This is a genomic window from Pseudothermotoga lettingae TMO (assembly GCF_000017865.1).
Lineage (GTDB): Bacteria > Thermotogota > Thermotogae > Thermotogales > DSM-5069 > Pseudothermotoga_B > Pseudothermotoga_B elfii.
Window position 1 is genome coordinate 1,527,557 of record NC_009828.1, and the last position, 23,313, is coordinate 1,550,869.

General features: G+C 38.8%; 25 protein-coding genes, 3 tRNA genes and 1 riboswitch. Of the genes, 16 read left to right on the forward strand and 12 right to left on the reverse strand.

Features of this window, described 5'->3' with window-relative positions:
* From TLET_RS11155 to TLET_RS07495, 5 genes are all read left to right on the forward strand, one after another.
* Positions 1–1,614: an FAD-dependent oxidoreductase gene (locus tag TLET_RS11155; protein WP_012003490.1), complete on the forward strand. Its 1,614-nt coding sequence runs from the start codon at positions 1–3 to the stop codon at positions 1,612–1,614.
* Positions 1,607–3,163, forward strand: a complete 1,557-nt coding sequence (locus TLET_RS07480) for an FGGY-family carbohydrate kinase (protein WP_012003491.1) — start codon at positions 1,607–1,609, stop codon at positions 3,161–3,163. The genes TLET_RS11155 and TLET_RS07480 overlap by 8 nt, the downstream gene beginning before the upstream one ends.
* 12 nt (positions 3,164–3,175) lie before the next feature.
* Positions 3,176–4,885, forward strand: a complete 1,710-nt coding sequence (locus TLET_RS07485) for an FAD-binding oxidoreductase (protein ID WP_012003492.1) — start codon at positions 3,176–3,178, stop codon at positions 4,883–4,885.
* Between the two features lie 53 nt (positions 4,886–4,938).
* Positions 4,939–5,119: riboswitch (cobalamin riboswitch) on the forward strand.
* Between the two features lie 50 nt (positions 5,120–5,169).
* Positions 5,170–6,183: an ATP-grasp domain-containing protein gene (locus tag TLET_RS07490; RefSeq protein ID WP_028843879.1), complete on the forward strand. Its 1,014-nt coding sequence runs from the start codon at positions 5,170–5,172 to the stop codon at positions 6,181–6,183.
* A complete protein-coding gene (locus TLET_RS07495; RefSeq protein ID WP_012003494.1) occupies positions 6,173–7,009 on the forward strand; it encodes a succinate--CoA ligase subunit alpha in 837 nt (278 codons plus the stop codon). The genes TLET_RS07490 and TLET_RS07495 overlap by 11 nt, the downstream gene beginning before the upstream one ends.
* A 160-nt stretch (positions 7,010–7,169) precedes the next feature.
* Here the strand turns inward: TLET_RS07495 and TLET_RS07500 are convergent, their stop codons facing one another.
* The gene (locus TLET_RS07500) at positions 7,170–7,472 is read right to left on the reverse strand and encodes a HepT-like ribonuclease domain-containing protein (protein WP_266105291.1); all 303 of its coding nucleotides are present in this window, start codon (positions 7,470–7,472) and stop codon (positions 7,170–7,172) included.
* A gap of 49 nt (positions 7,473–7,521) precedes the next feature.
* Complete coding sequence (locus tag TLET_RS07505; protein ID WP_012003496.1) at positions 7,522–7,824, reverse strand: nucleotidyltransferase family protein; 303 nt, start codon at positions 7,822–7,824, stop codon at positions 7,522–7,524.
* A gap of 668 nt (positions 7,825–8,492) precedes the next feature.
* Between TLET_RS07505 and TLET_RS07510 the strand changes: the two genes are divergently transcribed.
* The 4 genes from TLET_RS07510 (at position 8,493) to TLET_RS07525 (ending at position 10,295) form a co-directional block, all read left to right on the forward strand.
* Positions 8,493–9,212: a GntR family transcriptional regulator gene (locus tag TLET_RS07510; protein ID WP_012003497.1), complete on the forward strand. Its 720-nt coding sequence runs from the start codon at positions 8,493–8,495 to the stop codon at positions 9,210–9,212.
* A 232-nt stretch (positions 9,213–9,444) separates the two neighbouring features.
* A complete protein-coding gene (locus tag TLET_RS07515; RefSeq protein WP_012003498.1) occupies positions 9,445–9,717 on the forward strand; it encodes an ArsR/SmtB family transcription factor in 273 nt (90 codons plus the stop codon).
* 10 nt (positions 9,718–9,727) lie between these two features.
* Complete coding sequence (locus TLET_RS07520; protein WP_228369006.1) at positions 9,728–9,946, forward strand: 4Fe-4S dicluster domain-containing protein; 219 nt, start codon at positions 9,728–9,730, stop codon at positions 9,944–9,946.
* A complete protein-coding gene (locus TLET_RS07525; protein ID WP_012003500.1) occupies positions 9,939–10,295 on the forward strand; it encodes a hypothetical protein in 357 nt (118 codons plus the stop codon). Before TLET_RS07520 ends, TLET_RS07525 begins: the two co-directional genes overlap by 8 nt.
* 255 nt (positions 10,296–10,550) lie before the next feature.
* On the opposite strand, the gene gltX is transcribed toward TLET_RS07525, so the two are convergent.
* The 10 genes from gltX to minC are packed head-to-tail and all read right to left on the reverse strand — an operon-like array spanning position 10,551 to position 18,590.
* Positions 10,551–11,951 carry a glutamate--tRNA ligase gene (gene gltX / locus TLET_RS07530; RefSeq protein WP_012003501.1) on the reverse strand — a complete coding sequence of 467 codons (1,401 nt, stop codon included), beginning with the start codon at positions 11,949–11,951 and terminating at the stop codon, positions 10,551–10,553.
* Complete coding sequence (locus TLET_RS07535; protein ID WP_012003502.1) at positions 11,948–12,472, reverse strand: TIGR00725 family protein; 525 nt, start codon at positions 12,470–12,472, stop codon at positions 11,948–11,950. Before TLET_RS07535 ends, gltX begins: the two co-directional genes overlap by 4 nt.
* Positions 12,469–13,179 carry an LPS export ABC transporter ATP-binding protein gene (gene lptB, locus TLET_RS07540; protein ID WP_012003503.1) on the reverse strand — a complete coding sequence of 237 codons (711 nt, stop codon included), beginning with the start codon at positions 13,177–13,179 and terminating at the stop codon, positions 12,469–12,471. The genes TLET_RS07535 and lptB overlap by 4 nt, the downstream gene beginning before the upstream one ends.
* A complete protein-coding gene (locus TLET_RS07545; protein WP_012003504.1) occupies positions 13,176–13,652 on the reverse strand; it encodes an OmpH family outer membrane protein in 477 nt (158 codons plus the stop codon). The genes lptB and TLET_RS07545 overlap by 4 nt, the downstream gene beginning before the upstream one ends.
* A gap of 12 nt (positions 13,653–13,664) precedes the next feature.
* Positions 13,665–14,207, reverse strand: a complete 543-nt coding sequence (locus TLET_RS07550; RefSeq protein WP_012003505.1) for a ComEA family DNA-binding protein — start codon at positions 14,205–14,207, stop codon at positions 13,665–13,667.
* Complete coding sequence (locus tag TLET_RS07555; protein ID WP_012003506.1) at positions 14,204–14,908, reverse strand: SPOR domain-containing protein; 705 nt, start codon at positions 14,906–14,908, stop codon at positions 14,204–14,206. Before TLET_RS07555 ends, TLET_RS07550 begins: the two co-directional genes overlap by 4 nt.
* A 2-nt stretch (positions 14,909–14,910) precedes the next feature.
* Positions 14,911–15,915, reverse strand: a complete 1,005-nt coding sequence (locus TLET_RS07560; protein WP_012003507.1) for a M42 family metallopeptidase — start codon at positions 15,913–15,915, stop codon at positions 14,911–14,913.
* Positions 15,912–16,931 carry a M42 family metallopeptidase gene (locus TLET_RS07565; protein WP_012003508.1) on the reverse strand — a complete coding sequence of 340 codons (1,020 nt, stop codon included), beginning with the start codon at positions 16,929–16,931 and terminating at the stop codon, positions 15,912–15,914. The genes TLET_RS07560 and TLET_RS07565 overlap by 4 nt, the downstream gene beginning before the upstream one ends.
* Positions 16,932–16,933: 2 nt before the next feature.
* Entirely contained in the window at positions 16,934–17,947 is a 1,014-nt protein-coding gene (locus TLET_RS07570; RefSeq protein WP_012003509.1) for a M42 family metallopeptidase, read from the reverse strand.
* A 13-nt stretch (positions 17,948–17,960) separates the two neighbouring features.
* On the reverse strand, positions 17,961–18,590 hold the full coding sequence (gene minC, locus TLET_RS07575) for a septum site-determining protein MinC (RefSeq protein WP_028843878.1): 630 nt from the start codon (positions 18,588–18,590) through the stop codon (positions 17,961–17,963).
* Positions 18,591–18,688: 98 nt separating this feature from the next.
* On the opposite strand from minC, the gene fliJ reads away from it, so the two are divergent.
* The 7 genes from fliJ to uvrA all read left to right on the forward strand — a co-directional run bounded on the left by fliJ (position 18,689) and on the right by uvrA (position 23,303).
* Positions 18,689–19,123, forward strand: coding sequence for a flagellar export protein FliJ (gene fliJ, locus TLET_RS07580; protein WP_012003511.1), 435 nt, complete (start codon positions 18,689–18,691; stop codon positions 19,121–19,123).
* Between the two features lie 4 nt (positions 19,124–19,127).
* Positions 19,128–19,505, forward strand: coding sequence for a Mini-ribonuclease 3 (locus tag TLET_RS07585; RefSeq protein WP_012003512.1), 378 nt, complete (start codon positions 19,128–19,130; stop codon positions 19,503–19,505).
* Entirely contained in the window at positions 19,489–20,190 is a 702-nt protein-coding gene (rlmB, locus tag TLET_RS07590; RefSeq protein WP_012003513.1) for a 23S rRNA (guanosine(2251)-2'-O)-methyltransferase RlmB, read from the forward strand. The genes TLET_RS07585 and rlmB overlap by 17 nt, the downstream gene beginning before the upstream one ends.
* A 54-nt stretch (positions 20,191–20,244) precedes the next feature.
* Positions 20,245–20,320: transfer RNA gene (locus TLET_RS07595), tRNA-Lys, on the forward strand.
* Positions 20,321–20,405 (forward strand) — tRNA-Leu (locus tag TLET_RS07600). It begins immediately after the preceding tRNA gene.
* Positions 20,406–20,414: 9 nt separating this feature from the next.
* Positions 20,415–20,489, forward strand: a tRNA-Gly gene (locus TLET_RS07605).
* 51 nt (positions 20,490–20,540) lie between these two features.
* Positions 20,541–23,303, forward strand: a complete 2,763-nt coding sequence (gene uvrA / locus TLET_RS07610) for an excinuclease ABC subunit UvrA (protein ID WP_012003514.1) — start codon at positions 20,541–20,543, stop codon at positions 23,301–23,303.
* The last annotated feature ends 10 nt before the right edge of the window (positions 23,304–23,313 follow it).

A 23,313-nucleotide genomic window follows, 5' to 3' on the forward strand; every position in this document is an offset into this window, starting at 1 on the left:
ATGGCTGATTACGATGTGCTGGTAATTGGGGCAGGACCTGCAGGACTATCTGCGGCGGTATCAGCTAATAATTTTGGAGCAAAAGTTCTGGTTGTGGAAAGAGAACCTATGCCTGGGGGAATTTTAAAGCAATGCATTCACGATGGCTTTGGAGTGATTGAATTCAGGGAGAGATTAACAGGTCCAGAATATGCCGAAAGATATATAGAAAAACTGAACAAGCTTGACATAGACGTCTTGCTTCAGAGCTTCGTGCTTGACATCAAAAAAGAGAATGATTTTTTCTATGTAACTATTCAAAATAATAGAGGAATTTCTATCAAAAAAAGCAAAGCAATTGTCCTTGCTACCGGTTGTAGAGAAAGAACATCGAAACAGATTTTTATACACGGCGACAGGCCTGCCGGTGTTTTTACAGCTGGTACTGCTCAATACTTGGTGAACATAATGGGTCTTTTGCCTTGCAAGCGGTGTGTAATACTCGGAAGTGGAGATATAGGCTTGATAATGGCACGGAGATTAACATTAGAAGGGGCGCAGGTGCTGGGGGTTTATGAGATACAATCGCAACCATCTGGACTTGCAAGGAACATATCTCAATGTCTGGAAGATTTCAAGATTCCTCTGTTTCTTTCCCATACAGTGACAAGAGTATTCGGAAAAGAAAGATTAAAAGCTGTTGAAATAATGAAAGTCGATGAAAATAAAAAACCCATTCCTTCTACTGCCCGCATAATAGAATGCGATGGATTAATTCTGGCTGTTGGATTAATACCAGAAAATGAACTTGCAGAGTCACTTGGAATAGAAATGGACGAAAAAACAAGAGGACCAGTTGTTGATCAAAATATGATGACAAGTGTAAAGGGTGTTTTCAGTTGCGGGAATGCTCTGCACGTGCACGACCTTGTAGATTATGTGACGCAAACCGGTAAGATCGCAGGAAGATCGGCAGCGCTGTATTCAAAAGGGTTACTTACAGTTAACAGTTATTCAGAGATAGAATTTTCAAACGATATTGCTTATTGTGTACCTCAGAGAATCAGTTTCCCCTGTCAGGAAAAAATCAGGTTGTTTTTCCGCGTAAAATATCAGAAAAAGAATGCAAAATTGCTTGTTAGATCTAATGAGGTAATTACTCAAAAGACTTTTGAGATAATCAGGCCACAGCAAACTGAATTTGTTGATTTTGAGGTTTCTGGGGGTAAAATTGCTATCGAACTTGCAGGTTTGGGGGGAGAAAATGTGGAGAAATCTACCAAAAAAATAGTGTGTATTGTTTGCCCAAAGGGATGTGAGATTGAAATCCTGGACGAAAATAATGCAACTTTTCGTGGCTACAGTTGCCCGAGAGGTCTTGAATTTGCCAAAAACGACCTTTTGAACCCGAAGCGGATATTGTGTACAACCGTTGCTACAATTGGCCACAAACTGCTTCCGGTAAAAACAGATAGACCTATACCATTGGAATCTTTTAAAGAAGTGATGGACTGTGTGAAAAAAATTGTTGTTGAAAAACCTGTTACAAGAGGAGAGATCGTCTTTGAAAACATAGCCAAAACAGGTGCAAATCTTGTGGCAACGGGTACATCGAAGGTGATAGAGTATGTCTGATGTGATACTTACAATAGACTGCGGCACACAAAGCTTGAGGGCACTTCTTTTTGATCCAGATGGTAAATTAGTAGAAATGCATAAAGAAGAATACCCACAAACTTACACCTCACCAAAACCCGGCTGGGCTGAACAGGATGTAGAAGTTTACATAAAAGCACTCTCAAAAGCCTGCTCGATTGTTAAAGAAAAAAACAGCGCTCTGTGGAAAAAGATAACAGCTGTAACAGTAACCACACAGCGAGATACCTGTGTTTTCTTGGACAAAGATGGGAGTCCATTGAAGCCAGCAATCCTGTGGTTAGATCAACGAATGGCTGAGTTTGACAGCAGACTGCCTTTACATTACAAAATAGGCTTTAAGATAGTTGGAATGAACAAAGCAGCTATGATCTCGGCAAAAAAATGTAAGGCAAACTGGGTCAGACAGAATGAACCTGAGATCTGGCAGAAAACTCACAAGTTTCTGTTGCTGTCTGGTTGGTTTCACTATCTTCTCACTGGTAAGTTCATAGATTCGGTTGCTAATCAAATAGGTCACATACCATTTAACTACAAAAAACTCACATGGGCTGATCCAAAACACGATTATCAGCCTTATTTATTTCAAATAGAGAAAGACAAACTTCCCGATCTGGCCCAACCGGCAACTGTGATAGGAACTCTAACAAAGAAAGCATCACAGCTGACTCAAATTGCAGAAGGAACTCCAGTAATAGCCGCTGGATCAGACAAAGGTTGTGAAACTATTGCGCTGGGATGTTTGACAGAATCTGTTGCATGTGCAAGCCTTGGTACAACAACCACGATGCAAATAACTTCCAGAAAATACCTTGAGCCGTTAAAATTCATGCCTTCATACCCGGCTGTGATTCCATATCGTTTCAATCCAGAAGTCGAGATATTCAGGGGTTTCTGGATGGTTAGCTGGTTTAAGAAAGAGTTTGGCAGTTATGAATCTCAGATAGCACAGGAAAAAGGCATAACAGCCGAAGATGTCTTTGACGAATTGTTGAAAATAACCAAGCCTGGTTCGCTTGGTTTGATGCTTCAGCCTTATTGGGGCGCCGGTTTGAAAATGCCAGAAGCAAGAGGGGCAATCATAGGGTTTGGGGATGTGCATAACAGAGCTTATCTATATAGGGCAATAATAGAGGGTCTTTCCTATGCGTTGAAAGACGCGGCAGAAAAAATAGAAAAAGTTTCCCACACATCTATTGAAAAAGTCATGGTGACAGGCGGAGGATCAAAATCAGATTTTGTTTGCCAGACTTTGGCAGATGTTCTGAATAAAGAGACGGTCAGGGGTGAAACCTACGAAGGTTCTGGTTTGGGAGCAGCCATAGTCGGATTTGTTGGAATAAAATACTATTCTTCCTTTGAGGATGCTGTTCAAAAAATGGTTAGATACAGCAAGCAATTTATTCCAAATAAAGAGCGTGCAAAACTTTACTCCCAGCTTTATGAACATGTTTACAAAAAAATGTATGCCAGATTGTGTCCATTGTATAGATCCATGCAAAAGATAACTGGTTATCCAGAATGTTGAGAGGTGAAAGAAATGGAATTTCAACCCAAATGGATTGAACAGGCACCCCCCGCTGGTTCTTACAGATCGATATTTAAATGGGGAAACCCAAATTTCTTTAAACACCCGAATAAAAGACTTTACAGATTGATGAAACAAGTTTTTGAATTATCTGATGAACACTTTGAGCATCCTGTAAATCCAGGCTTTGAACAGGTAAAAGTCGATATACCGATAAAACTTTCTTCGAAACACATTCAAGTTTTCGAAAATATTCTTGGAGCCGAGAACGTAAAAACAGACGATTACTCCAGAGTAAAGGCAAGTTTTGGGAAAACTATGCTTGATTTGATGAGATTGAGAGAAAAGAAAATAGAAAATCTCCCGGATGCGGTTTTGTTTCCGAAAGATAAAAAAGATGTCGTGGAAATAGTAAAGTATTGCAACGAAAACAGAATACCAGTTTATCCAAGAGGAGGAGGTTCAACAGTAACAAGAGGGACTGAATGTGTAAACGGTGGTGTGTGCATAGATTTTACAAAGCATATGAATCGAATTCTCAAGTTGAATGAAACTAACCACACCGTTACAGTTCAACCGGGTATCTACGGCCCGGAGCTTGAGAGAAAATTGAACAACGCACCTGAAGAACTCAACGCAGAGCATAGATATACCTGCGGTCATCTGCCCCAATCTTTTGAGGGCTCCACCGTTGGTGGGTGGATTGTCACAAGAGGTGCGGGACAAAATTCAACATATTATGGAAAAATTGAGGATCTTGTGATCTGCCAAGAATATATAACCCCGGTAGGAGAAATCATTACAAAAGAATACCCAAGGGCCGCTTTAGGTCCATCAATAGACCAGATCTTCATTGGTAGTGAAGGTGCTTATGGATTACTCGTTTCGGCTACACTCAGAATCTTCAGATATCTTCCAGAAAACGACCAAAGGTTCAGTTTTATCTTTCCAGATTTTCACAGCGCGATAGAAGCAACCAAAGAGATAATGCAATCCCAATTTGGAGTTCCTTCGGTGATGAGATTATCAGATCCTGAAGAAACAGATGTTGCATTGAAACTCTATGGTGTTGAAGATACGTTGATAGACAAAATGATAAGCCTGCGGGGTTTCAAGCCCATGAAAAGATGTTTACTCCTTGGCATAGCGCAGGGAGAGAAAAATTACGCAAAAAACGTCAAAAGAAACATAATAAAACTGGCAAGAAAATACGGTGCGATGTACACCACAGGTTTTGTGGCAAAATCCTGGGAACATGGCAGATTCACAGACCCATACCTCAGAGATGATCTGAACGATTTTGGCATAGTAATAGACACCCTTGAATGTGCCGTGGCATGGGATCAAATTGAATACGTCTGGGAGAACGTCAGAAGATACTGCAAACAAAGGCCAAAAACTATTGTTATGAGCCACTGTTCGCATTTCTACCCTCAGGGAACTAACCTGTATTTCATATTCATAGGAAAATTTGAAAATATCGAGGAATTTGTTGAGTACCAGAGCGGAATACTCGACAATATAGTAAAACACGGCGCGGCGTTGAGTCATCACCATGGAATAGGAAAATTATTTGCACCATGGTTTGAAAACTGTATAGGAAAAAATCAGCTTGAAGTTATGAGAGCTTTAAAAAGATACTTTGATCCCAACAACATTATGAATCCGGGTGGGACACTTGGATTAGACCTGAGCGATACGCAAAAAAGAAAAATATCATAACTGGCAATCGTTAGAGCATTTATGATATTCTATCCTTAGATAGTAAAAATTGAATATGATTTTCCACCTGAGGTTCCATTTATGGATTAAAAGGGAATCCGGTGAAAATCCGGAGCTGCCCAGCAACCGTAACTGGGGACGAAATCCGCAGAAAGGCCACTGGTACAATCCGGGAAGGCGCGGAGAGTAGGATGATCCAGAAGCCGGGAGACCTGCCTTAGGTGTATTCTTCCCCGATAGCTGAGGGCTATTTGGGAAATTTTTGTTTGTGTGGAGGTGAGGATATGAAAATTCACGAATATGTCGGAAAAAATGTTCTAAAAGAAAACGGATTTAATGTACCAAAATCCGTATTGATCAACGGGCCTTTTGAACGAAGAGATCTTGAACAACTCGATCTTCCACATGTTTTGAAAGCCCAGGTTCTGGTTGGAGGGAGAATGAAAGCTGGTGGTGTGGTTTTCTCCAGATCATACGAAGAAACTTACCAGAAAATTTCATATCTACTTGGAAGAAAAATAAAAGGAGAAAAGTGTACAAAGGTGCTCGTTGAGGAAGTTTTTGAACACGATAGAGAAGAATATTTATCAATATTGATTGATAGAGACATTAGAGATATAACAGTACTCTATTCCGAATTCGGCGGGATTGATATAGAAGATGTGGAAAAGCAAAAAATAGTCAAAATTAAGATGGAAGATATCAGTAAATTACCAGATCACGTACGTGATATAACTTATAAACTGGTAAATCTTTTTATAGAAAAAGATTTGACACTTCTTGAAATTAATCCGATCGCTTTCAACAACAAAGATGAATATATGATGCTGGATTGTGTTATGCATATCGATGAAAATGCTCTTTATAGACAAAATTGGTGTCCACAAATTCCCAGCTTTGATCCTGAACTTCAAGGTGATGTGGGAATAATTGGTTGTGGAGCCGGTATTGTCATGGCAACTTTCGATGCAGTTATCGAATGCGGCCTTAAACCCGGCGCTTTCTGCGATCTCGGCGGCGGAGCAAAAAAAGAAAATGCACTGAAAGTGTTAAATGATCTAAGTAAAAGAAATAAAAAAATAGTCGCAAATATATTCGGTGGTATTACCGATACTATGGAAATTGCTTCAGCAATCATCGAATGTAAAGGGAAGAACCCGGAAATTCAAATCTTCGCCCGAATAACAGGAAACAATGAGATGTTTTCCAGAAAACTTTTAACAGAAAATGGAATAAAGGTTTTCGACAGCACCACAGATCTTATAAACGCTCTAAGGAGGGAGAGCTATGTTTTGTAAATCTGACAGGGTCTGTGTTTATGGAATTACTGGAAAATATGGTAGTCATCATACAATAAAAATGAAAAACTATGGCACAAATATTATTTGTGGTGTTTCAAAAAGAAAAATCACAGAATTTGAGGGTATCCCAGTTTACAAGACACTGAAAGAGGCAAAAGAAAATCCCGATACTGCTATCATCTTTGTTCCAAAAGAAGAAGTTCTGAATGCCTTTCTTGACGCTGTAGAAAATAGCATCAAGAAAATCGTCATCATAAGCGAGCATGTTCCTATTCACGATGCACTGAAAATAACCAAGATTTCGAAAAAACTTGGCATAAAAGTTGTAGGACCAAATTGTCCAGGGGTGATTGTTCCTGGGGAAGTGAAAGTGGGGATAATGCCGGAAAAATACTTTAAACCCGGTGAATTTGCGTTGATTTCAAGAAGTGGCACCTTGATGTATGAAATTGCCAGGATTATTTCAAAGGCAGATGGCATAAAGATCGCTATGGGGCTCGGAGGAGATCCAGTAGTAGGCACCAACGTTGCAGAAGCATTTGATGAAATTGAAAATATGAGTATAAGAAAAGTCATGGTTATTGGCGAAATAGGTGGAAATGACGAAGTAAACGGCATCAAATATGCCAGAGAGAAAGGTTTTGATGGAGAAATATTCTCTTTCTTTGCAGGTAGATATGCGCCCGAAGGAGTCAGGATGGGCCACGCTGGTGCAATTATAGAGGGAGAGTCTGGAAGGGTGCAATATAAAGAAGAAAAATTGAGGCAGTATGACGTCAAAACAATTAGAAATTTATTCGAGCTCGAAAAGATTTTCAATTGATTTTCTCACTTTGAGAGATTTTCATCTCGATGCTAATCTGGTACAACTTGTGGCTGCATATCTTCTGAAATGTGAAGTTTTAAAATGAAGTTCCATTATCTTTTATTCTCTCAATTCGTTAAAATCAATTGAAACAAAAAGATTGAGAAGGTTATACTTCTCAAATTTCATTTTGCCATCCTTCTTTTTGCATTATATACTCAAGCTTTTGCCTTAGTTCTGGTATATCATCCTTTAATATTTTCCAAAGTACTTCTATATCCAATCCAAAGTAGAAATGTATTAGCTTATCTCTTGTTCTGGCGATCATACTCCATTTGACTTCTGGATATTTTTCTTTAAATTCTAAAGACATATTTTTCACCGCTTCTCCAAGAATTTCTACATTTCTAATCACTGCGTCTATTGTCTTCTCATCTTTAGAAAAGTTTTCAAAGTTCATATTTTCCGTGTATCTTATCATTCTTTTACATGCTACCATCATATCCAGAAGGAATTCTTTATTCGTTCTTTTATACATACTCCAGCTCCTTTTTTATATTTTCTTTAACATAACTTATTCGTATGCTTTCTATCCCACATGGGGTGAGTATATCTGCCTGCCTGCTAAACAAAGCTTCAAGAAAATCAATAAGTCCTATGAAATCTTTCATGTTTCCCTTGCCTTCTTCAAACTCGACAACAAAATCAATATCGCTATCTTCTCTTAATTCATTTCTGGCAGCAGAACCAAATATTCCTATTTTCTTAACTCCAAACTTTCTTATCTCACCCATATTGTCCCGCAAGGTTTTTAAAATTTCTTCTTTTTTCACAATTCACGACTCCTCATTTGATAGGTTTAAAATCTGAACCCATTTTGAGACGTAAGTAAAGTAATATTTTCTTTTCATGCATACTTCACAGCAATTATTTTAACATCTTTTATCAAAGACATATTTTGCTATTTTTGCTATTATTTTTTATAAAATCCTGTAGATGTTTATGTCAAGTTGAAATACTGATAACTCTACAAGTGCAACTTTAATTTGATCCTTTCCTTGTATTTATAAACTAACACACATATTGCGGCTGTGCATCTTCTGAAATGTGAAGTTTTAAATGAAAATTCACGAAAAAGTTAGTACCTTTCAGTATCTCCCCTGTACATGTAGATAGCTATTTTCAAAGTTTTGTTTAGTCATCAACAAGTACAAAAACACTTGCCCTGATTCATTGTGAAAATTTCAAGTCCTTGAATAGAAGTACCAATCAAATATAGTCTGTTACACTGTCTTGCTTTAGCTTGCAAGGAGTAATATTATCACCCTATAATTATTTTGCATTTGACATCATTCGCATAGTAACAGTTATATTTATACAGATTGTATCATTTATACCAGTTCCGCTAACAGTAAATAATTCTTTGAGTACTACATTATGATAACTACCTGAAATCTTGAGTTATAATCAGGATATACTTCATCTGTGGAGGAATGCTTGGTTGATAGACAGGACAAATGCCATGCCCCTTTATGTTCAGCTGAAACAGGAACTGAAAGAAAAAATACTAAAAGGTGATTGGAAAGAAGGGGAAAAAATTCCTGCAGAGTTTGATCTAATGAAAATCTATAAAGTCAGCAGGGCTACTGTTAGATCAGCTATAGATAGCCTTGTTTTGGAGGGATATCTTGTCAAAAAACACGGGATTGGTACTTTTGTTAAAAGAATAAGACCTTCTCTTGGTTTTGAGCCTTTGATAAGTTTAAGTTATGCTCTGGAAACTTTTAATATTCACTCTAAAAACACTGTACTTGAGAAAAAATACATAGATATTGATAGAAAACTGAAGCAGAAGCTTCGTTTCAAATATGCGGCAAAATGTCTTTATGTCAGAAGATTACGTTATGTTGATGAAGTGCCGGTGGCGATTGAAGATTCGTATTTCCATCCAAAAACTGCACATGTTTTTGATGGTAAAGACCTGTCAAAATCCATTGCGAAAATACTCGTTAATGAAACAGATGTATCGATATCAAAAGTTGAACAAATAATAATTCCGCGTGTGGCAGAAAAAGAAGAAAGAGCCCTGTTAGTGTTATCTGAAGAAACCCAGATTCTGCACATGCAGCGATGGATCTATGTTCAAAATCAGGTTGAACCAATCTATTATCTGAATTTAATTATGAGAAACGATCTATCAACCTTTCACATAACAAGATGAGCTTGTAAATTCGTTGTTTTGCTTCCTGCACAGCTGTACAGTCACAAGCCACACAGGAGAAAATCAAAAACTTTTTAGTAAGGGGAAAACTGCTGCAAGATAATAAAAGCTCTATTTCTCGAGTAAATTTTAAGCACCTCTCTGAAAAATGATATGAAATTTTAAAGATATTTTTCAGGATATTTTTACGAGAATAGTTGTATAATTGTACAACAATGAAAGGAGGAAAATTGTGCATACTGAAAAAATCTTCAAAGCCCTATCCTGTAAATGGAGAATTGAAATCATAAAACAGGCGGCAAAACAGGATCTTTGTATATGCGATCTTGAGGCTGCAAATCACATTGACAAAACGACTATTTCAAGACATATAGCCATCTTACAGAATGCCGGGATCATCGAGTTGCAAAGAGAAGGGCAAAGAAAAAGAATCGTTCTCAAAGATTCCAGGGTTCTTGAGCTCATAAATCTGGCGGAAAAGATTGCTAAGGAATATTCATTTTAAAAAGGAGGAGATGAAATTGGCAAAAAACTGGTATCCAGTTATTGACTACAGCAAATGCGCTGGGTGTCTAAGCTGCGCAAATTTCTGCCCTCATGGAGTTTACACAATTAAAGATGGTAAACCTGTTGTTACTAATCCACTCGAGTGTGTGGAGTTTTGCAGAGGCTGCCAGAAACTTTGTGATTATGGTGCGATAACTTATTCGGCGGAGGTGAAAACTCATGGGTAAAAAAGGATTGTTACTGTGTGTCTGTCAGGGAACTTGTCCATCTTTTCATCAAATGAACGTTTTTGAAGTGCTCAATGCCATAAGAAGGGAAAAACTGGTTGATTTTGTAGCACTTCATCCACAATTGTGTGCGGACGATGGGGATATTTATTTGAAGACGTTGACAAAAGACGAACATATAGAAAAGCTTTATGTGGCAGGCTGCGATCCAGCAATGCAAAAAAAGATGTACAGAGATGCCTTTGAAGAGAGCAATTTTGATAAATCAAAACATATCGGCGTAGATATAAGAAATATGACCACAGAGCAAGCAATTGAAGCAATTAAGAATATGATCAAAAATAATTGATAATCTATATTTAGCAACATCAATAAAAGGCAGGCTTCTGGTTACCCGAGATAGAAGCTTGCCTTTAAAAATTGTATGTTTCATTTCAAAAATAACCCGCTTTCTTATCAGTTCAAATCTTACTTTTCTTCATCTTTTTTGTTCAACCGTTTTGTCCTTCTCTCCTCGTTAGATAATAAATTTGCACAACAAGGCAACTACCATTACCACACATGGCAGAGAGATATGTTATCTCTTATCTGATAATATAGAAACTCAACAATCTACACTGTTGAGTAATTTTTCAAATCTTTCAATTACCCGCTTTTTTCCAAGTATTGAAAGAGTCTCAAACAATCCCGGTGTAACAAGTTTTCCCGTAACAGCGCCCCTCAACAATTGAAAAACCTTGTTTTTAGAAGCTATCTTCATGTCTGCCAATGCTCTGCATACCTTTTCTGTTCCCTCTATCGACCAATCTTTCAACTCACTGAACAACACTACAGCTTTTCTCAGGATTTCCTTGGCATATGATGTGCTTAGATATTCACTGACAAACCTTTCTTCTAACGTGTAATCATCAAAGAAAAATGAATACGAGAAATCATATAATTGAGAAAGTGTATTGACTTTTTCTCTGCATACATTTAAAACTTTTAAAGCATAGCTTTCTTCACAATGTGGTATTTTCCTGTTAGTGAATTTTATCCATTCGACAAATTCATTCCATAGCTGTTCAATATTAATCATTCTCATGTGCTTACCATTCACCCACTCGAGCTTTTCAGGATCAAAAATCACACCTTTATTGGATATACTTTCAGGTTCGAAATTTACCAGTTTTTCCTTCACATCAAAAACCTCTTCTTCCCCCACACTCCAGCCAAGCAACGCAAGATAATTCATCAATCCCATATTCAGTATGCCAATTTTTCTGAAATGTTCAACAGAAGTAGCGCCATGCCTTTTACTCAATGGGGTTCTGTCAAAACCGAGTATCAGCGGAATGTGCATAAACTGCGGAATTTCCCATCCAAGAGCTTTATAGATCATTATCTGCTTGGGGGTGTTGGAAAGATGATCTTCTCCTCTGAAAACATGGGTAATCCTCATTAAATAATCATCTATAACAACAGCAAAATTATAAGTTGGAAAACCATCAGATTTCACTATGACAAAATCTCCTATGACTGAGTTTTGAAACTCCATATTTCCTTTCAACAAATCATGGAATTTAGTGATACCTTCAGGAACCCTGAAAGAAATGGTTATATCATGCCCTTTTTTTTCGTATTCCTCCGGGTATTCGAAGGTGTTGAAAAGAACTTTCTTTCTGTCAACTTTGTCATAAACTGTATAATAAGCACATTGTTTTTCCACCAAAATCTGAGCATATCTTTTATATATACCTTCTGAAACACGTTCACTTTGTCTGTAGGGCCCAAAATCTCCTCCGATATCCGGTCCTTCATCCCAGTCAATACCACACCATTTTAAAGACTCAATAATGGCTTTTTCTGATTCCTTCGTTGATCTTTGAAGGTCTGTATCCTCTATTCTCAAAACGAATTTTCCATTCATTTTTCTTGCGTAAAGCCAGTTAAAAAGAGCTGTCCTCGCTCCCCCAACATGCAAATACCCAGTAGGACTTGGTGCAAATCGAAGTCTCACTGTCATTTTATCTGCCTCCCAATTCTCTCAAGTATTTCCATAACTTCCTTTATGCTGGCAGCCTTCTGTACAGTTACTATTTTTCTCGAGTCCAGATATTTTCCCTCTATTAAATTCTCCGAAAATCTATCAGTCCAACCCCCAGTTCCAGTAAAAAGCACTACGGGTTTTCCCCTTGCGTATGCCATGAGGACTTCTATGGCTGTTCCAATTTCTCCACCGATTGATAAAACAACATCACTGCTCTCTATCAAGACAAGAGATCTTGTTATATTATCAAAAGGTGTTTTAATTCTCAAACTCAGATATCTGTTTCCATCTTCAAAAGCTGGTAAAACACCTACAACAAATCCTTGAGCTTGCCTTGCCCCTATTGAAACAAGTTCCATTACACCATCTCTTCCTCCACACACAATAGTATATCCACTTTCTGCAAGAACTCTCCCTGTCTCAACACACAAATTCGAGATTTTGCTGACCGGTGGTTTATCAACAGGACCTGAATAACCAATTATTCCCACATTCATGTTCCAAGATAGACCTCCCTAACTATTTCACTTTTCAAGACACTTTCCGGTTCTCCCTGAGCAATTATTTTTCCTTTGTGGATTATATAAAGTCGATCAACAACCTGAGCAAGCGCATCTACAGTATGATCAGTTATAATTATTCCTATGTTTCTGTCTTTCAGCAAACGTATCATCTGCTGTATATCTTTAACAGTTTTTGGATCTATACCAACAAACGGTTCATCAAGCAATAAAAAAGATGGGCTCAGCGCCATCATGCGTGCAAGCTCAAGTCGACGTTTTTCACCACCAGATAGATCATTTGCATATTGATTTTTTAATTCCCAGATACCAAACTCCCTTAGAAGTTCTTCCACTCTTTTTCTCCGCTTAATCGTATTTTTCTCGTAGAATCTGAGTACAAGTTCAATGTTTTCATGCACTTTGATCCCGCCGAAAACAGATGTCTCCTGCTGCAGGTAAGTTATACCCAGCCTCGCTCTGTGACTCACAGGCATTTTGGTTATGTCTTTTCCAGAAAACATGATTTTCCCCGATGTGGGGATAACAACGCCGAGTATCATATTAAAAATAGTCGTTTTCCCAGCACCATTTGGACCGAGTAATCCGACAACTTCTCCCTGTTCAACTGAAAGATCTGCGTGATCAACTACAACTTTTCTCCCAAATTTTTTTACAAGGTCACTGCATTCTATCTTTTTCATTGAGCTTTTAAAAATTTCACCAACTGATCTGTTATATCATAAGCATCATCACCATAAACAAGCATCTGCTTGTTCATAATATAATCATAACCCATCATTTTGGCGTATTTATCAATTTTGTCAGCTATCTCATTGAGCGTTTCTTGCATTTTTGGTTGATACTCATTTTGAAGGAGTTGTTCGTACTGCTGCCTTCTCGTGAGTATCTCATTTTGTTTTTTCTCTATGTCAGTCTGAGAGGCTCCTGATTTCTGCATGTTTTCCAGTTCTTTTGTTAACTCATTGAGTTTGTTCTGATAATACTGAAAATCTGCTTTGTAACGCTCATTGAGTTCAACCATTTTTGGATATTCCTGGGTAATTCGATTCACATCAACGAAAACTATTTTAGGACTTTCCTGAGTTGCTCCATAGAAAAACATCATGAAAATCGATAAACTCACTGCCCCGATGATAATAGATACTTTTTTCACACAGACACCTCCTTAAAAATCAATCATATCTCTTATTTTATCAAGTGTTTTTGGACCTATTCCAGGTACTTCGAGAAGGTCTTCTGGTTTCTCGAAGGGCCCATTTCGTTCCCTGAATTTGATTATTTCACTTGCTTTGACTTCCCCTATTCCAGGTAGTTCAGAAAGTTTTTCAAGGTCAGCTCTGTTAATATTCACTTTCTTGTTTTCGAAAGAATTGTATTTGAGATCAACAAAACTCGCCATTTTTTCAGCTGTCGCTCTACCTATTCCCGAAACATTTGTTAGATCCTCTATTGACTGGAATGGACCGTTACTTTCTCTATAATCAAGAATCGATCTTGCTTTGGCAGGGCCAATGCCAGGTATCTCTAACAGCTCTTCATATGTAGCTGAATTTATATCTATTGGAAACTGCACCGTTTTTCTTTGAACAGGTTGCTCGTCACTTTGAAAATCCCGATTCTCCATTTTCTCAAAAGCAAAACCAAGCAAGAGCAAAAGCCCAGCAAGAGCTAAAAAAGCAAGTCTTTTCTCGCTCACAGACAGTTTCAAGGTGCCACTCTCCCGACATAGCCAGGTCGATTGGTACCGGCGATCTTCATTATCTCTTCCCAGTTCAACTTTTGTGAGTAATCTTCAGCCGAATTTACATCGTTGAAGGCCCCAACAACTACTGAATACCAGTCTCGGCCATCGCGGGTAAAATGCATAAGGTATGCCGGATATCCTGCACTTCTTAAAGCAAGAGCTCTTTCAAGGGCAGAATCTTTATTAACTACAGAAAGCACCAGAACGCCATAAATAGTCCTCATAGGAGTAACATCTTTCAATGTGTACTCCCCGACAATTGCAACTGTATAAAAGCCGTCCAGAGTTTGACAGATAAGAAATGGTAAATTGGAACCTCTTATGACCTTCAGTGCATCTTCAGATTGTAGAAGATAAACCGAGAAAATTTCTCCTTTTTCAACCATCTCTGTAGCCTGAACAATAAGTTCTTTGTAATCAAACTCCTCCACCATATAAATCTGAGGGGTTGAATATTCTGTAATGGTCGCAGGGCTACTCTGTTCTGCTGGTATTTCTATCTTTGGTGATGGCATTTCTACTATCTCAATGCGCACACTGGAGCGACTCTTCACCAGGAAAAAAGTCGCCAGCGTAAAACTGACGAATCCAACACTGAGAGCAATTATCAATATGGCTAAAATTCGGGCCTGCATCTCAGTTAATTTTATCTGCCTGCGTGCCACTTTTACACTCCCTTTTCGGCATAACTCATGAGCAACTGTATAGTGTATTCCACATCTGTTAGAGATAGAGTTTCACTTGGAGAGTGAACATATCTTGTTGGAATCGAAACTGTTGCCGACGGAATGCCTGCTTTTGTCCTTTGAAGAACAGATGCATTTGTACCTCCAAAAACAAGTACTTCCATTTGATACGGAATATTCTCTTTTTGAGCAATTTCAACAAGTCTGTCGACAATCTTTCTGTTGCTTATCGATGCTCGATCTTTCACCTTTACAGCAGGACCTTTACGCAAAACCATTGAGTGCCTCTTAAAAGATTTCGGATAATCAGATGAGTCTGTTACATCAATAGCTATACAAACATCCGGTGAGATACTGTAAGCTGCAACCGACGCTCCTATAAGCCCTACTTCCTCTTGGACGGAAAAAGAGCCTATAATCGTATTAACCGGTTTTTTGATTCGTTTGAACATTTCCACTATCACCGCACATCCTATGCGATCATCCATGGCTTTACCAACAAGTAAATCATTGTTTCTATACATATAAGAATCATAAACTCCGAAAGAACCGATTGGAACTAATTTTTGAGCCTCATCACGATCTTTCGCCCCTATATCCACAAACATAACATCCAGATTCAAATTAGAGTAATTTTTCTTTTGCTCTTCAAAAGTTTCTCCTTCAACATAAACTATCCCTGTTGCTTCTGGAAATTTAACCCTGTGGCCAACATATGAATGAGCAGGAACTCCACCAACACTTTCAACTCTTAAGAAGCCTCTTTCATCGACATTTGTAACAACAAGTCCTATTTCGTCTGCGTGAGCATCAAAAAGTACTTTTTTTCCACTCGAACCTGTTTTCCAGACTAAGAGATTACCAACGTTATCAAATTTATACCCATCAATAAAACCTTCAAGTTCTTCAAGTATTATTTTGTGAACTTCTTCTTCCCTACCACTCGGACCATAAGCTTCTGTTAATTTTTTGATTAAATCTATCATTTTGCAAATGCCTCCCCTTCCTCAAGTATTTTTTCAACCAGAAGAACCGTATTTTTATAATCGTTCAAATCAATCATTGAAACAGGACTGTGTATATAACGTGCTGGAACAGATATCACTCCAGCTGCGGTGCCGGCGCCTGTCCTTGCAAAACGTGCCGCATCTGTACCTCCGGCCGTTCGCCTTTTTGCCTGGTATGGTATGGAGTATTTCTCTGCCAGCTTTAAGATTGATTCATAAACTCTTTTGTTGATTACATACCCTCTGTGCATAAATGTAACTGCCGGCCCTTCACCAAGATGAGTTGCCCATTGGTAAGAAGGCAACTCCGGGTCATCACCCGCTGTTGTTCCTTCTATAACTATTGCAATATCAGGATGAATTTGCTCCACAACAACTGCGCTTCCACGCAATCCAACTTCTTCCTGAACAAGAAAGGCAAAATAAACATCATCTTCATAACGATTATCCAGAGTAATGATGTCCATCAAAACAGAGCATCCTGCTCTATCATCAAAAGCTTTTCCCGTGGCTCTGCCGTTCTCCTGGTGATAACCTGTTGTAAAAGATACATAATCCCCTATTTTAACCATCTTCGAAGCTTCTTCCTTAGATTTTGCCCCAATGTAGATCCTCATCTGATCCACCGATGGTGGCTTCAAAATCTGATCTCTTTCCTGAATGTGTATGGCTTTGAAACCTATTACCCCGGGGATTTCTCCATTGATTCTGACAACTTTTCCGGGCATTACTTGAGTCTCTACCCCGCCAACAGGCGCAAAGCAGAGCATTCCATCATCTTCAACGTTTGTCACCATAAAGCCGACTTCGTCCATGTGAGCCGCTATTACTATTTTCCTTTTGCTTTTTGTACCTTTTTTACAGGCAATCAGGTTTCCAAGAATATCCACCTTCAGTTCATCAACATATTTTTCTATCTCTTTTTCTATGAATTTTCTGACCTTCTCTTCATTTCCAGAAACTCCATCAAGCTCGGTAAGCTGCTTCAAGTACAACTCTATCCCTCCTTTTTGATTGCCGTACACAATGCGATAAGCCTCGCCGTTTCCTGAACATCAACTGGATCAACAACTTCAACTGGTGTGTGCATGTACATCAATGGTATTGAAACAAGCATTGTTCGAATACCGGTGCGAGTTAATTGAACTGCATCAGTATCTGTACCAGATCTTCCTGGGACTGGTTCTATCTGAAATTTCACACCATTTTTTTGTGCTAATTCGGCTACTTCCGCATAAAATTCTCTGTCCACAACCGGTCCAGTACCAAGAGCAGGCCCATTCCCAAGTTTTATTTGCGGAAAACCCGGAATCTTTGCTTCGCCGTGAGTGACATCCAAAACGATGGCCTTATCAAGTTCTAATTGATAAGCAACAGATACAGCTCCCGGTCCACCTATTTCTTCCTGACTTGAGAAGATAAAGTAAACATCCGCCTTATTCTTTATAAAATTCAACAATTCTGCTGCAACAATAAGCGCTGCACAACTTGCTCTGTTGTCCAGGGCTTTACCACATATTTTTCCACCTATCTCAACGGGTGTAGATTCAATCACGCCCACATCTCCAACAGAGACGTCTTTTCCTAAATCGCTGCATGAAACGTCAATAAAAATTTTGTCAAAATCTGGCACACGTTTTCTATGCTCTTCTTTTTGTAAATGTGGAGGCAGGACACCTACAACGCCCCTTGCAATACCTTTCTTGGTATATATCCTGACCCTTTGAGCAAACATTACTTTTGGGTCTACTCCTCCCACAGTTTCAAGCCTGGCAAATCCACCTTCTTCAATCTTTGTTACAACATGACCTACTTCGTCAACATGTGCAAAAATCCCTAATTTTTCTTTTCCTTCACCTTTCTTTTCAGCAATCAGAGTGCCAATTTTGTTATAGAAAGTTCTGTCTACATAAGGGCTGATTTGCTTTTCTATGTATTCCAGAACAGGATCTTCAAAACCTGATGGGCCATCAATCTGTGAAAGGTCCACAAGCAACTTTTTGATATTCAAATTTATCACTCCCCTATTGAAATTTTACATCTTTGGCACTCTCAATCACAATTTTGTTTTGTTTAACATGAACCACAACGGGTTCGTCGTATGAACCAGCTTCCCTGAGAATATATTCCGATATCTGTATTAAAGACGGCTCCATAGACAAGGCAGCCACAATGGAATCTGATTCGTTAAGCCCAGCTCTTAATATCCCTTTAACATTTCCAAACACAACAATTGATCCTCCAGCCATAATCTCAGCACCAGAATGTACATTACCAATAACGATAACATCGCCCGAATGTACCAGAGCTTGTCCTGATCTCAGGTTTTTTTTGACAACTTTCGTACCAGATTTCGTCTCGCCTTCTTCAACCATTTTCATTCTGCCGCGAACGTTAATTCCTTCTTTTGCAGTAACCCCCATAAGTATCTGGGAAACTTCTATCCCCATTTTTTTAAGAATAGAGATTATCCTTGGCATATCATGGGAATGTTTTTCGTTGTTCTCTATCATCAGCATGATCTTATCGCCTGCAGCAAAAAAACCGCTCATCTGGGATATTTTCGAGGTCAACTGGTTCACAACATCTTCCAGGTTATCGTAATCTTTTATCACCAGCACAAGGCCTTCTTTGGTCATTTTGAAATCTATCAGATCTATAGTCACGCAAGTTCACCCCCGAAGATTATCAATAAGATTTTATCACGTATAATATAAATGTCTGAAATAATCTCAACTCAGGAGTGCGGCTTATGTTTAAATTTAGATTGGAAAGAGTACTTCAGCTCAGAATTTCCGAAGAAAATCAGCTGAAGCTTGAACTGGCTTCTGTAAGAGCTCGAATGCGCATCTTACAGGAAGAAATCAATTCAGCACAGCAGATGCTTTATAAAATGAGCCAGGAGGTACTTCAAGATCCTTCAAGAGGTTTATCTGGCAATGAAATTCATCAATGGAGGTCGTACGTCGAGGCAACCGAAAACTATATAAGAAAGAAACTACAGGATCTGAAAAATTTGAAATCTGAAGAAGACAGATTAAAAGAAAAATACCTTGAAATGAGAAAAGATAGAAAAATTCTCGAAAATCTTAAGGCAAAGCAATTTAAGAGATATGCATTTGAACAGGATAGATTAAACAGGCTTTATATGGATGAAATTGCACTCAGAAAATATGCAAGAAGGTGAAATTTTGGACGTTTCGCAAATTCCAATCTCCACTATGGCATATATAGGAGATGCCATTTATTCATTGTATTGCAAAGTAAAATCATTAAAACTAATGAAAGTAAAAGCCATTCATAAAGAGGTCAACAAAATCATATCCCGCGAAGGGCAGGCGAGAAGCTTCGACAGATTAGTAGAGTTGTTGAGCGCGGAGGAGTTTTCTCTGGTCAAACGTGCTTTAAACAGCAGAGCAGCAAAAAAATATGGAAATGATATTTTTTACAGAAAAAGTACCGCTCTTGAAGCATTGATAGGTTATCTTTATCTTAAGGGAAATAAAGAAAGATTAATAGATTTGCTGAAAATTGCTGTGGAGAATGATAAAGATGATCGTTTATGGTAAAAGTGTTCTGGATGAAATCGTGAGGATACGATATCCTGTCAAAAAAATATATCTGCGGGAAAGTAACAACGAAAAGTTTCAGGAGATAGAAGAGATCCTCAAGAAAAACGGTTATCATTATATAAAAACATCGGCTAAACATTTAGAAAAACTATGTGGTGAAGAAAAAAATCAAGGAATAGTTATTGATCTTGATTTCAATTATGCAGATGAAACATATCTCGATGGTGATTTTATAGTTTTGCTTGATCATATAGTTGATCCACATAATCTTGGTGCGATAATACGTACTTGCGTTGGTGCTGGAGTTAGTGCAATCGTTATCACAAAAGACCGATCCGCCAAGATAACTCCTGCGGTAGTTAAGGTCTCTGCGGGAACTGTTTTTCGCATACCTGTTGTGATAGTAACAAACATAGTCTATACCATCGAAAAATTAAAAAACAAAGGTTATTGGGTTTATGGTGCAGATATGAATGGCAAGAATCTTTACGAAGAAGGATTTATTTCTCCTGTCGCTATAGTTTTTGGCAACGAAGGAGAAGGACTAAGCCGCCTCGTGAAAGAAAGATGCGATCAACTAATATCTATTCCCATGCGCAGTAAAATTGATTCTTTGAATGTTTCGGTCAGTGCTGGAATTATATTATTTGAAATATCAAGAAAATGCTTCATGAAAAGATGATACAGGTACTTGAAAAATGTATTTGGGTATGATATCATCAAAATGCATTTGTGTGACCCGCTAGCTCAGCCGGAAGAGCACCTGACTTTTAATCAGGGGGTCCCGGGTTCGAGTCCCGGGCGGGTCACCAGCGAGAGTGGCGGAACTGGCAGACGCGCTGGACTTAGAATCCAGTGGATGATGAATCCGTGTGGGTTCAAGTCCCACCTCTCGCACCCAGGACTGCGGGTGTAGCTCAGTGGTAGAGCGTCTGCTTGCCAAGCAGAAGGTCGCGGGTTCGAATCCCGTCGCCCGCTCCAAATAGGAATCCCCCTGCTGAGCAGGGGGTTTTTTTCAGTGAGGTGAATCATTTGAATAATATAAAGGTCAAAGGGGCCCGCGTTCATAATCTTAAAAACATTTCAGTAGAGATTCCAAAAGGAAAAATAACAGTCATAACTGGGCTGTCCGGTTCGGGGAAATCAACCCTTGCGATGGATACCATATATGCCGAAGGTCAGAGAAGATATCTGGAATCTCTTTCTACTTATGCCAGGCAGTTTCTTGGCGAGCTTAAAAAACCAGATGTTGATTCTATAGAAGGGCTTTCTCCAGCAATTGCGATCGATCAGAGAAGTGTCTCACACAATCCGCGATCTACAGTAGGAACAACAACAGAAGTTTATGATTACTTGCGAGTCCTTTTCGCAAAGATCGGTCAACCACACTGTCCGTCCTGTGGAAGGCCTGTGGAGAAAAAGAGTGTTGATCAAATTGTGAACGACCTTTTTTCAAAATTTCAAAAAGGCGTGAGGATATATATACTTTCTCCAATTGCGATTGACAAAAAAGGTTCCTTCAAAAAAGAATTTTCAGCCCTTGTTGCAAAAGGGTTTGTTCGGGCGGAAGTGGACGGAGAAATTATAAGATTAGAGGAAATAGACGAACTTGACAAAAACAAAAGGCATACAATTAAACTTTTAATTGACAGATTAATTCTGAACAGTGAAGAAAAATACAGAATAGCGGATGATATAGAAATAGCTTTCAGAGAAAGTAACGGATTTGTCGAAGTCAAGAATATTGATTCAAACGAAACACTGACATTTAGCGAACATATGATGTGCCCAGTATGTAATATAGGCTTGCCAGAGATAAACCCAAAATTATTTTCGTTCAATAACCCGTATGGAGCTTGCCCACATTGCCATGGTCTGGGTTACAATCTCCAAGTAGATCCTCAGCTTGTTTTGAATACGAATGTAAGCATCGATGAGGGTGCAATTGTGCCATATAGCAATGACGGATATTATTTATCCCTCATAAAGCAAACTGTTCGCTTGCTTGGTGGTTCAACAAATATCGCTTTTTCGCAGTTACCCCATCACATCCAGGAAGCTGTACTTTACGGATACGGGCAATTTGAGGGAGTAATCAATAATCTGGAAAGAAGATATAGAGAAACTGAGTCAGAGGATGTAAAAGAATGGATCGAAAGAAAATTCATAGTTCAGAGAACCTGCCCCGTATGCGGAGGAAAGAAGCTGAAACCGGAGGCTCTATCTGTAACTATAAATGGATTGAATATAATTGATGTAACGGAATTAACGATAGAAAAAGCTTACGATTTCATCTTGAAATTGCAGGAATCTTTTGAGGAAAGAGAGCAAAAAATTGCAGGCGAATTAACTGAAGAAATTAGAAGAAGACTTCAGTTCATGATTGATGTTGGCTTAGGGTATTTAACGCTTTCTCGCACTGTTAACACACTCTCTGGTGGTGAAGCGCAAAGAATAAGGCTTGCAACACAGATAGGTTCTGGCCTGACAGGTGTCACGTATGTTTTGGATGAACCAACAATAGGGCTCCACCAAAGGGACAATATGAAATTGATAAATACTTTGAAAAAATTGAGAGACCTTGATAATACAGTAATTGTTGTTGAACACGACGAAGAAGTGATAAGAAGTGCCGATTACATAGTTGATCTGGGACCTCTCGGTGGTGAAAACGGTGGAAGGGTTGTCTATTCTGGGCCTGTAAGCAAATTAATTCAATCACCTGGCGAGTCAATCACAGGACAGTATTTGTCCGGAACAAAAAAAATAGATTTTCCAAAATCCCGGCGCAGGGGCAACGGAAAGACATTAACACTAATTGGCGCATGCCACAACAACCTTAAAAACTTGACAGTCAGTATCCCGCTTTCAACTTTTGTCTGTGTGACGGGCGTATCCGGTTCTGGCAAATCTTCCCTGATTCTGGACACGCTTTATCCTGCTCTGATGAACGAAATATACAAAACCAGACTGCCAACAGGAAAATACGATAGAATCGAAGGATTGGAAAATGTAGACAAGGTAATCGCCATAGACCAGTCTCCTATAGGAAGGACACCTCGAAGCAACCCAGCAACATACACCAAGGTATTTGACAGTATAAGAGAACTTTTTGCAATGACACCAGAAGCAAAAGCAAAGGGGTATTCCAAAAGTAGATTCAGTTTCAACCTGAAAGGAGGAAGATGCGAGGCATGTCAGGGCCATGGGCTTGTAAAAATAGAAATGTTGTTTTTGGCTGATGTTTACGTCGAATGTGAAGTTTGCAAAGGAAAACGCTATAATGAAGAAACTCTTCAAGTTAGATACAAAGGCAAAAACATACACGATGTTCTCGAAATGTCTGTTGACGAAGCACTCGAGTTTTTTAAAAATGTACCAGTGATATTCAGAACCTTGAAGCTTTTGTCTGAAGTCGGATTGGGGTATATAAAACTTGGACAACCTGCTACAACCTTATCAGGTGGTGAATCTCAACGAGTAAAGCTTGCTTCAGAGCTGAGGAAGCTGCCAACAGGAAAGACAGTCTATATTTTAGACGAACCCACCGTAGGACTACATTTTGAGGACATCAGGAGATTGATAAATGTTCTTCACAGACTTGTTGATAGAGGGAACACAGTAATAGTAATAGAACACAACCTGGACGTCATTAAAAATGCAGATTATATAATAGATCTTGGTCCTGAAGGAGGAGAACAGGGGGGCTATGTGGTTGCAACCGGCACTCCTGAAGAAATTGCAAAAGTCGAGTCCTCTTACACAGGACAATTTTTGAAAAAATTACTCAGATAATACATTATGG

Coding starts and splice junctions, on each gene's coding strand:
- TLET_RS11155 (WP_012003490.1), top strand. CDS start 1: ATGGCTGATTACGATGTGCTGGTAATTGGGGCAGGACCTGCAGGACTA.
- TLET_RS07480 (WP_012003491.1), top strand. CDS start 1,607: ATGTCTGATGTGATACTTACAATAGACTGCGGCACACAAAGCTTGAGG.
- TLET_RS07485 (WP_012003492.1), top strand. CDS start 3,176: ATGGAATTTCAACCCAAATGGATTGAACAGGCACCCCCCGCTGGTTCT.
- TLET_RS07490 (WP_028843879.1), top strand. CDS start 5,170: ATGAAAATTCACGAATATGTCGGAAAAAATGTTCTAAAAGAAAACGGA.
- TLET_RS07495 (WP_012003494.1), top strand. CDS start 6,173: ATGTTTTGTAAATCTGACAGGGTCTGTGTTTATGGAATTACTGGAAAA.
- TLET_RS07500 (WP_266105291.1), bottom strand. CDS start 7,472: ATGATAAGATACACGGAAAATATGAACTTTGAAAACTTTTCTAAAGAT.
- TLET_RS07520 (WP_228369006.1), top strand. CDS start 9,728: ATGAAATTGGCAAAAAACTGGTATCCAGTTATTGACTACAGCAAATGC.
- TLET_RS07525 (WP_012003500.1), top strand. CDS start 9,939: ATGGGTAAAAAAGGATTGTTACTGTGTGTCTGTCAGGGAACTTGTCCA.
- gltX (WP_012003501.1), bottom strand. CDS start 11,951: ATGACAGTGAGACTTCGATTTGCACCAAGTCCTACTGGGTATTTGCAT.
- TLET_RS07535 (WP_012003502.1), bottom strand. CDS start 12,472: ATGAATGTGGGAATAATTGGTTATTCAGGTCCTGTTGATAAACCACCG.
- lptB (WP_012003503.1), bottom strand. CDS start 13,179: ATGAAAAAGATAGAATGCAGTGACCTTGTAAAAAAATTTGGGAGAAAA.
- TLET_RS07560 (WP_012003507.1), bottom strand. CDS start 15,915: ATGATAGATTTAATCAAAAAATTAACAGAAGCTTATGGTCCGAGTGGT.
- fliJ (WP_012003511.1), top strand. CDS start 18,689: ATGTTTAAATTTAGATTGGAAAGAGTACTTCAGCTCAGAATTTCCGAA.
- rlmB (WP_012003513.1), top strand. CDS start 19,489: ATGATCGTTTATGGTAAAAGTGTTCTGGATGAAATCGTGAGGATACGA.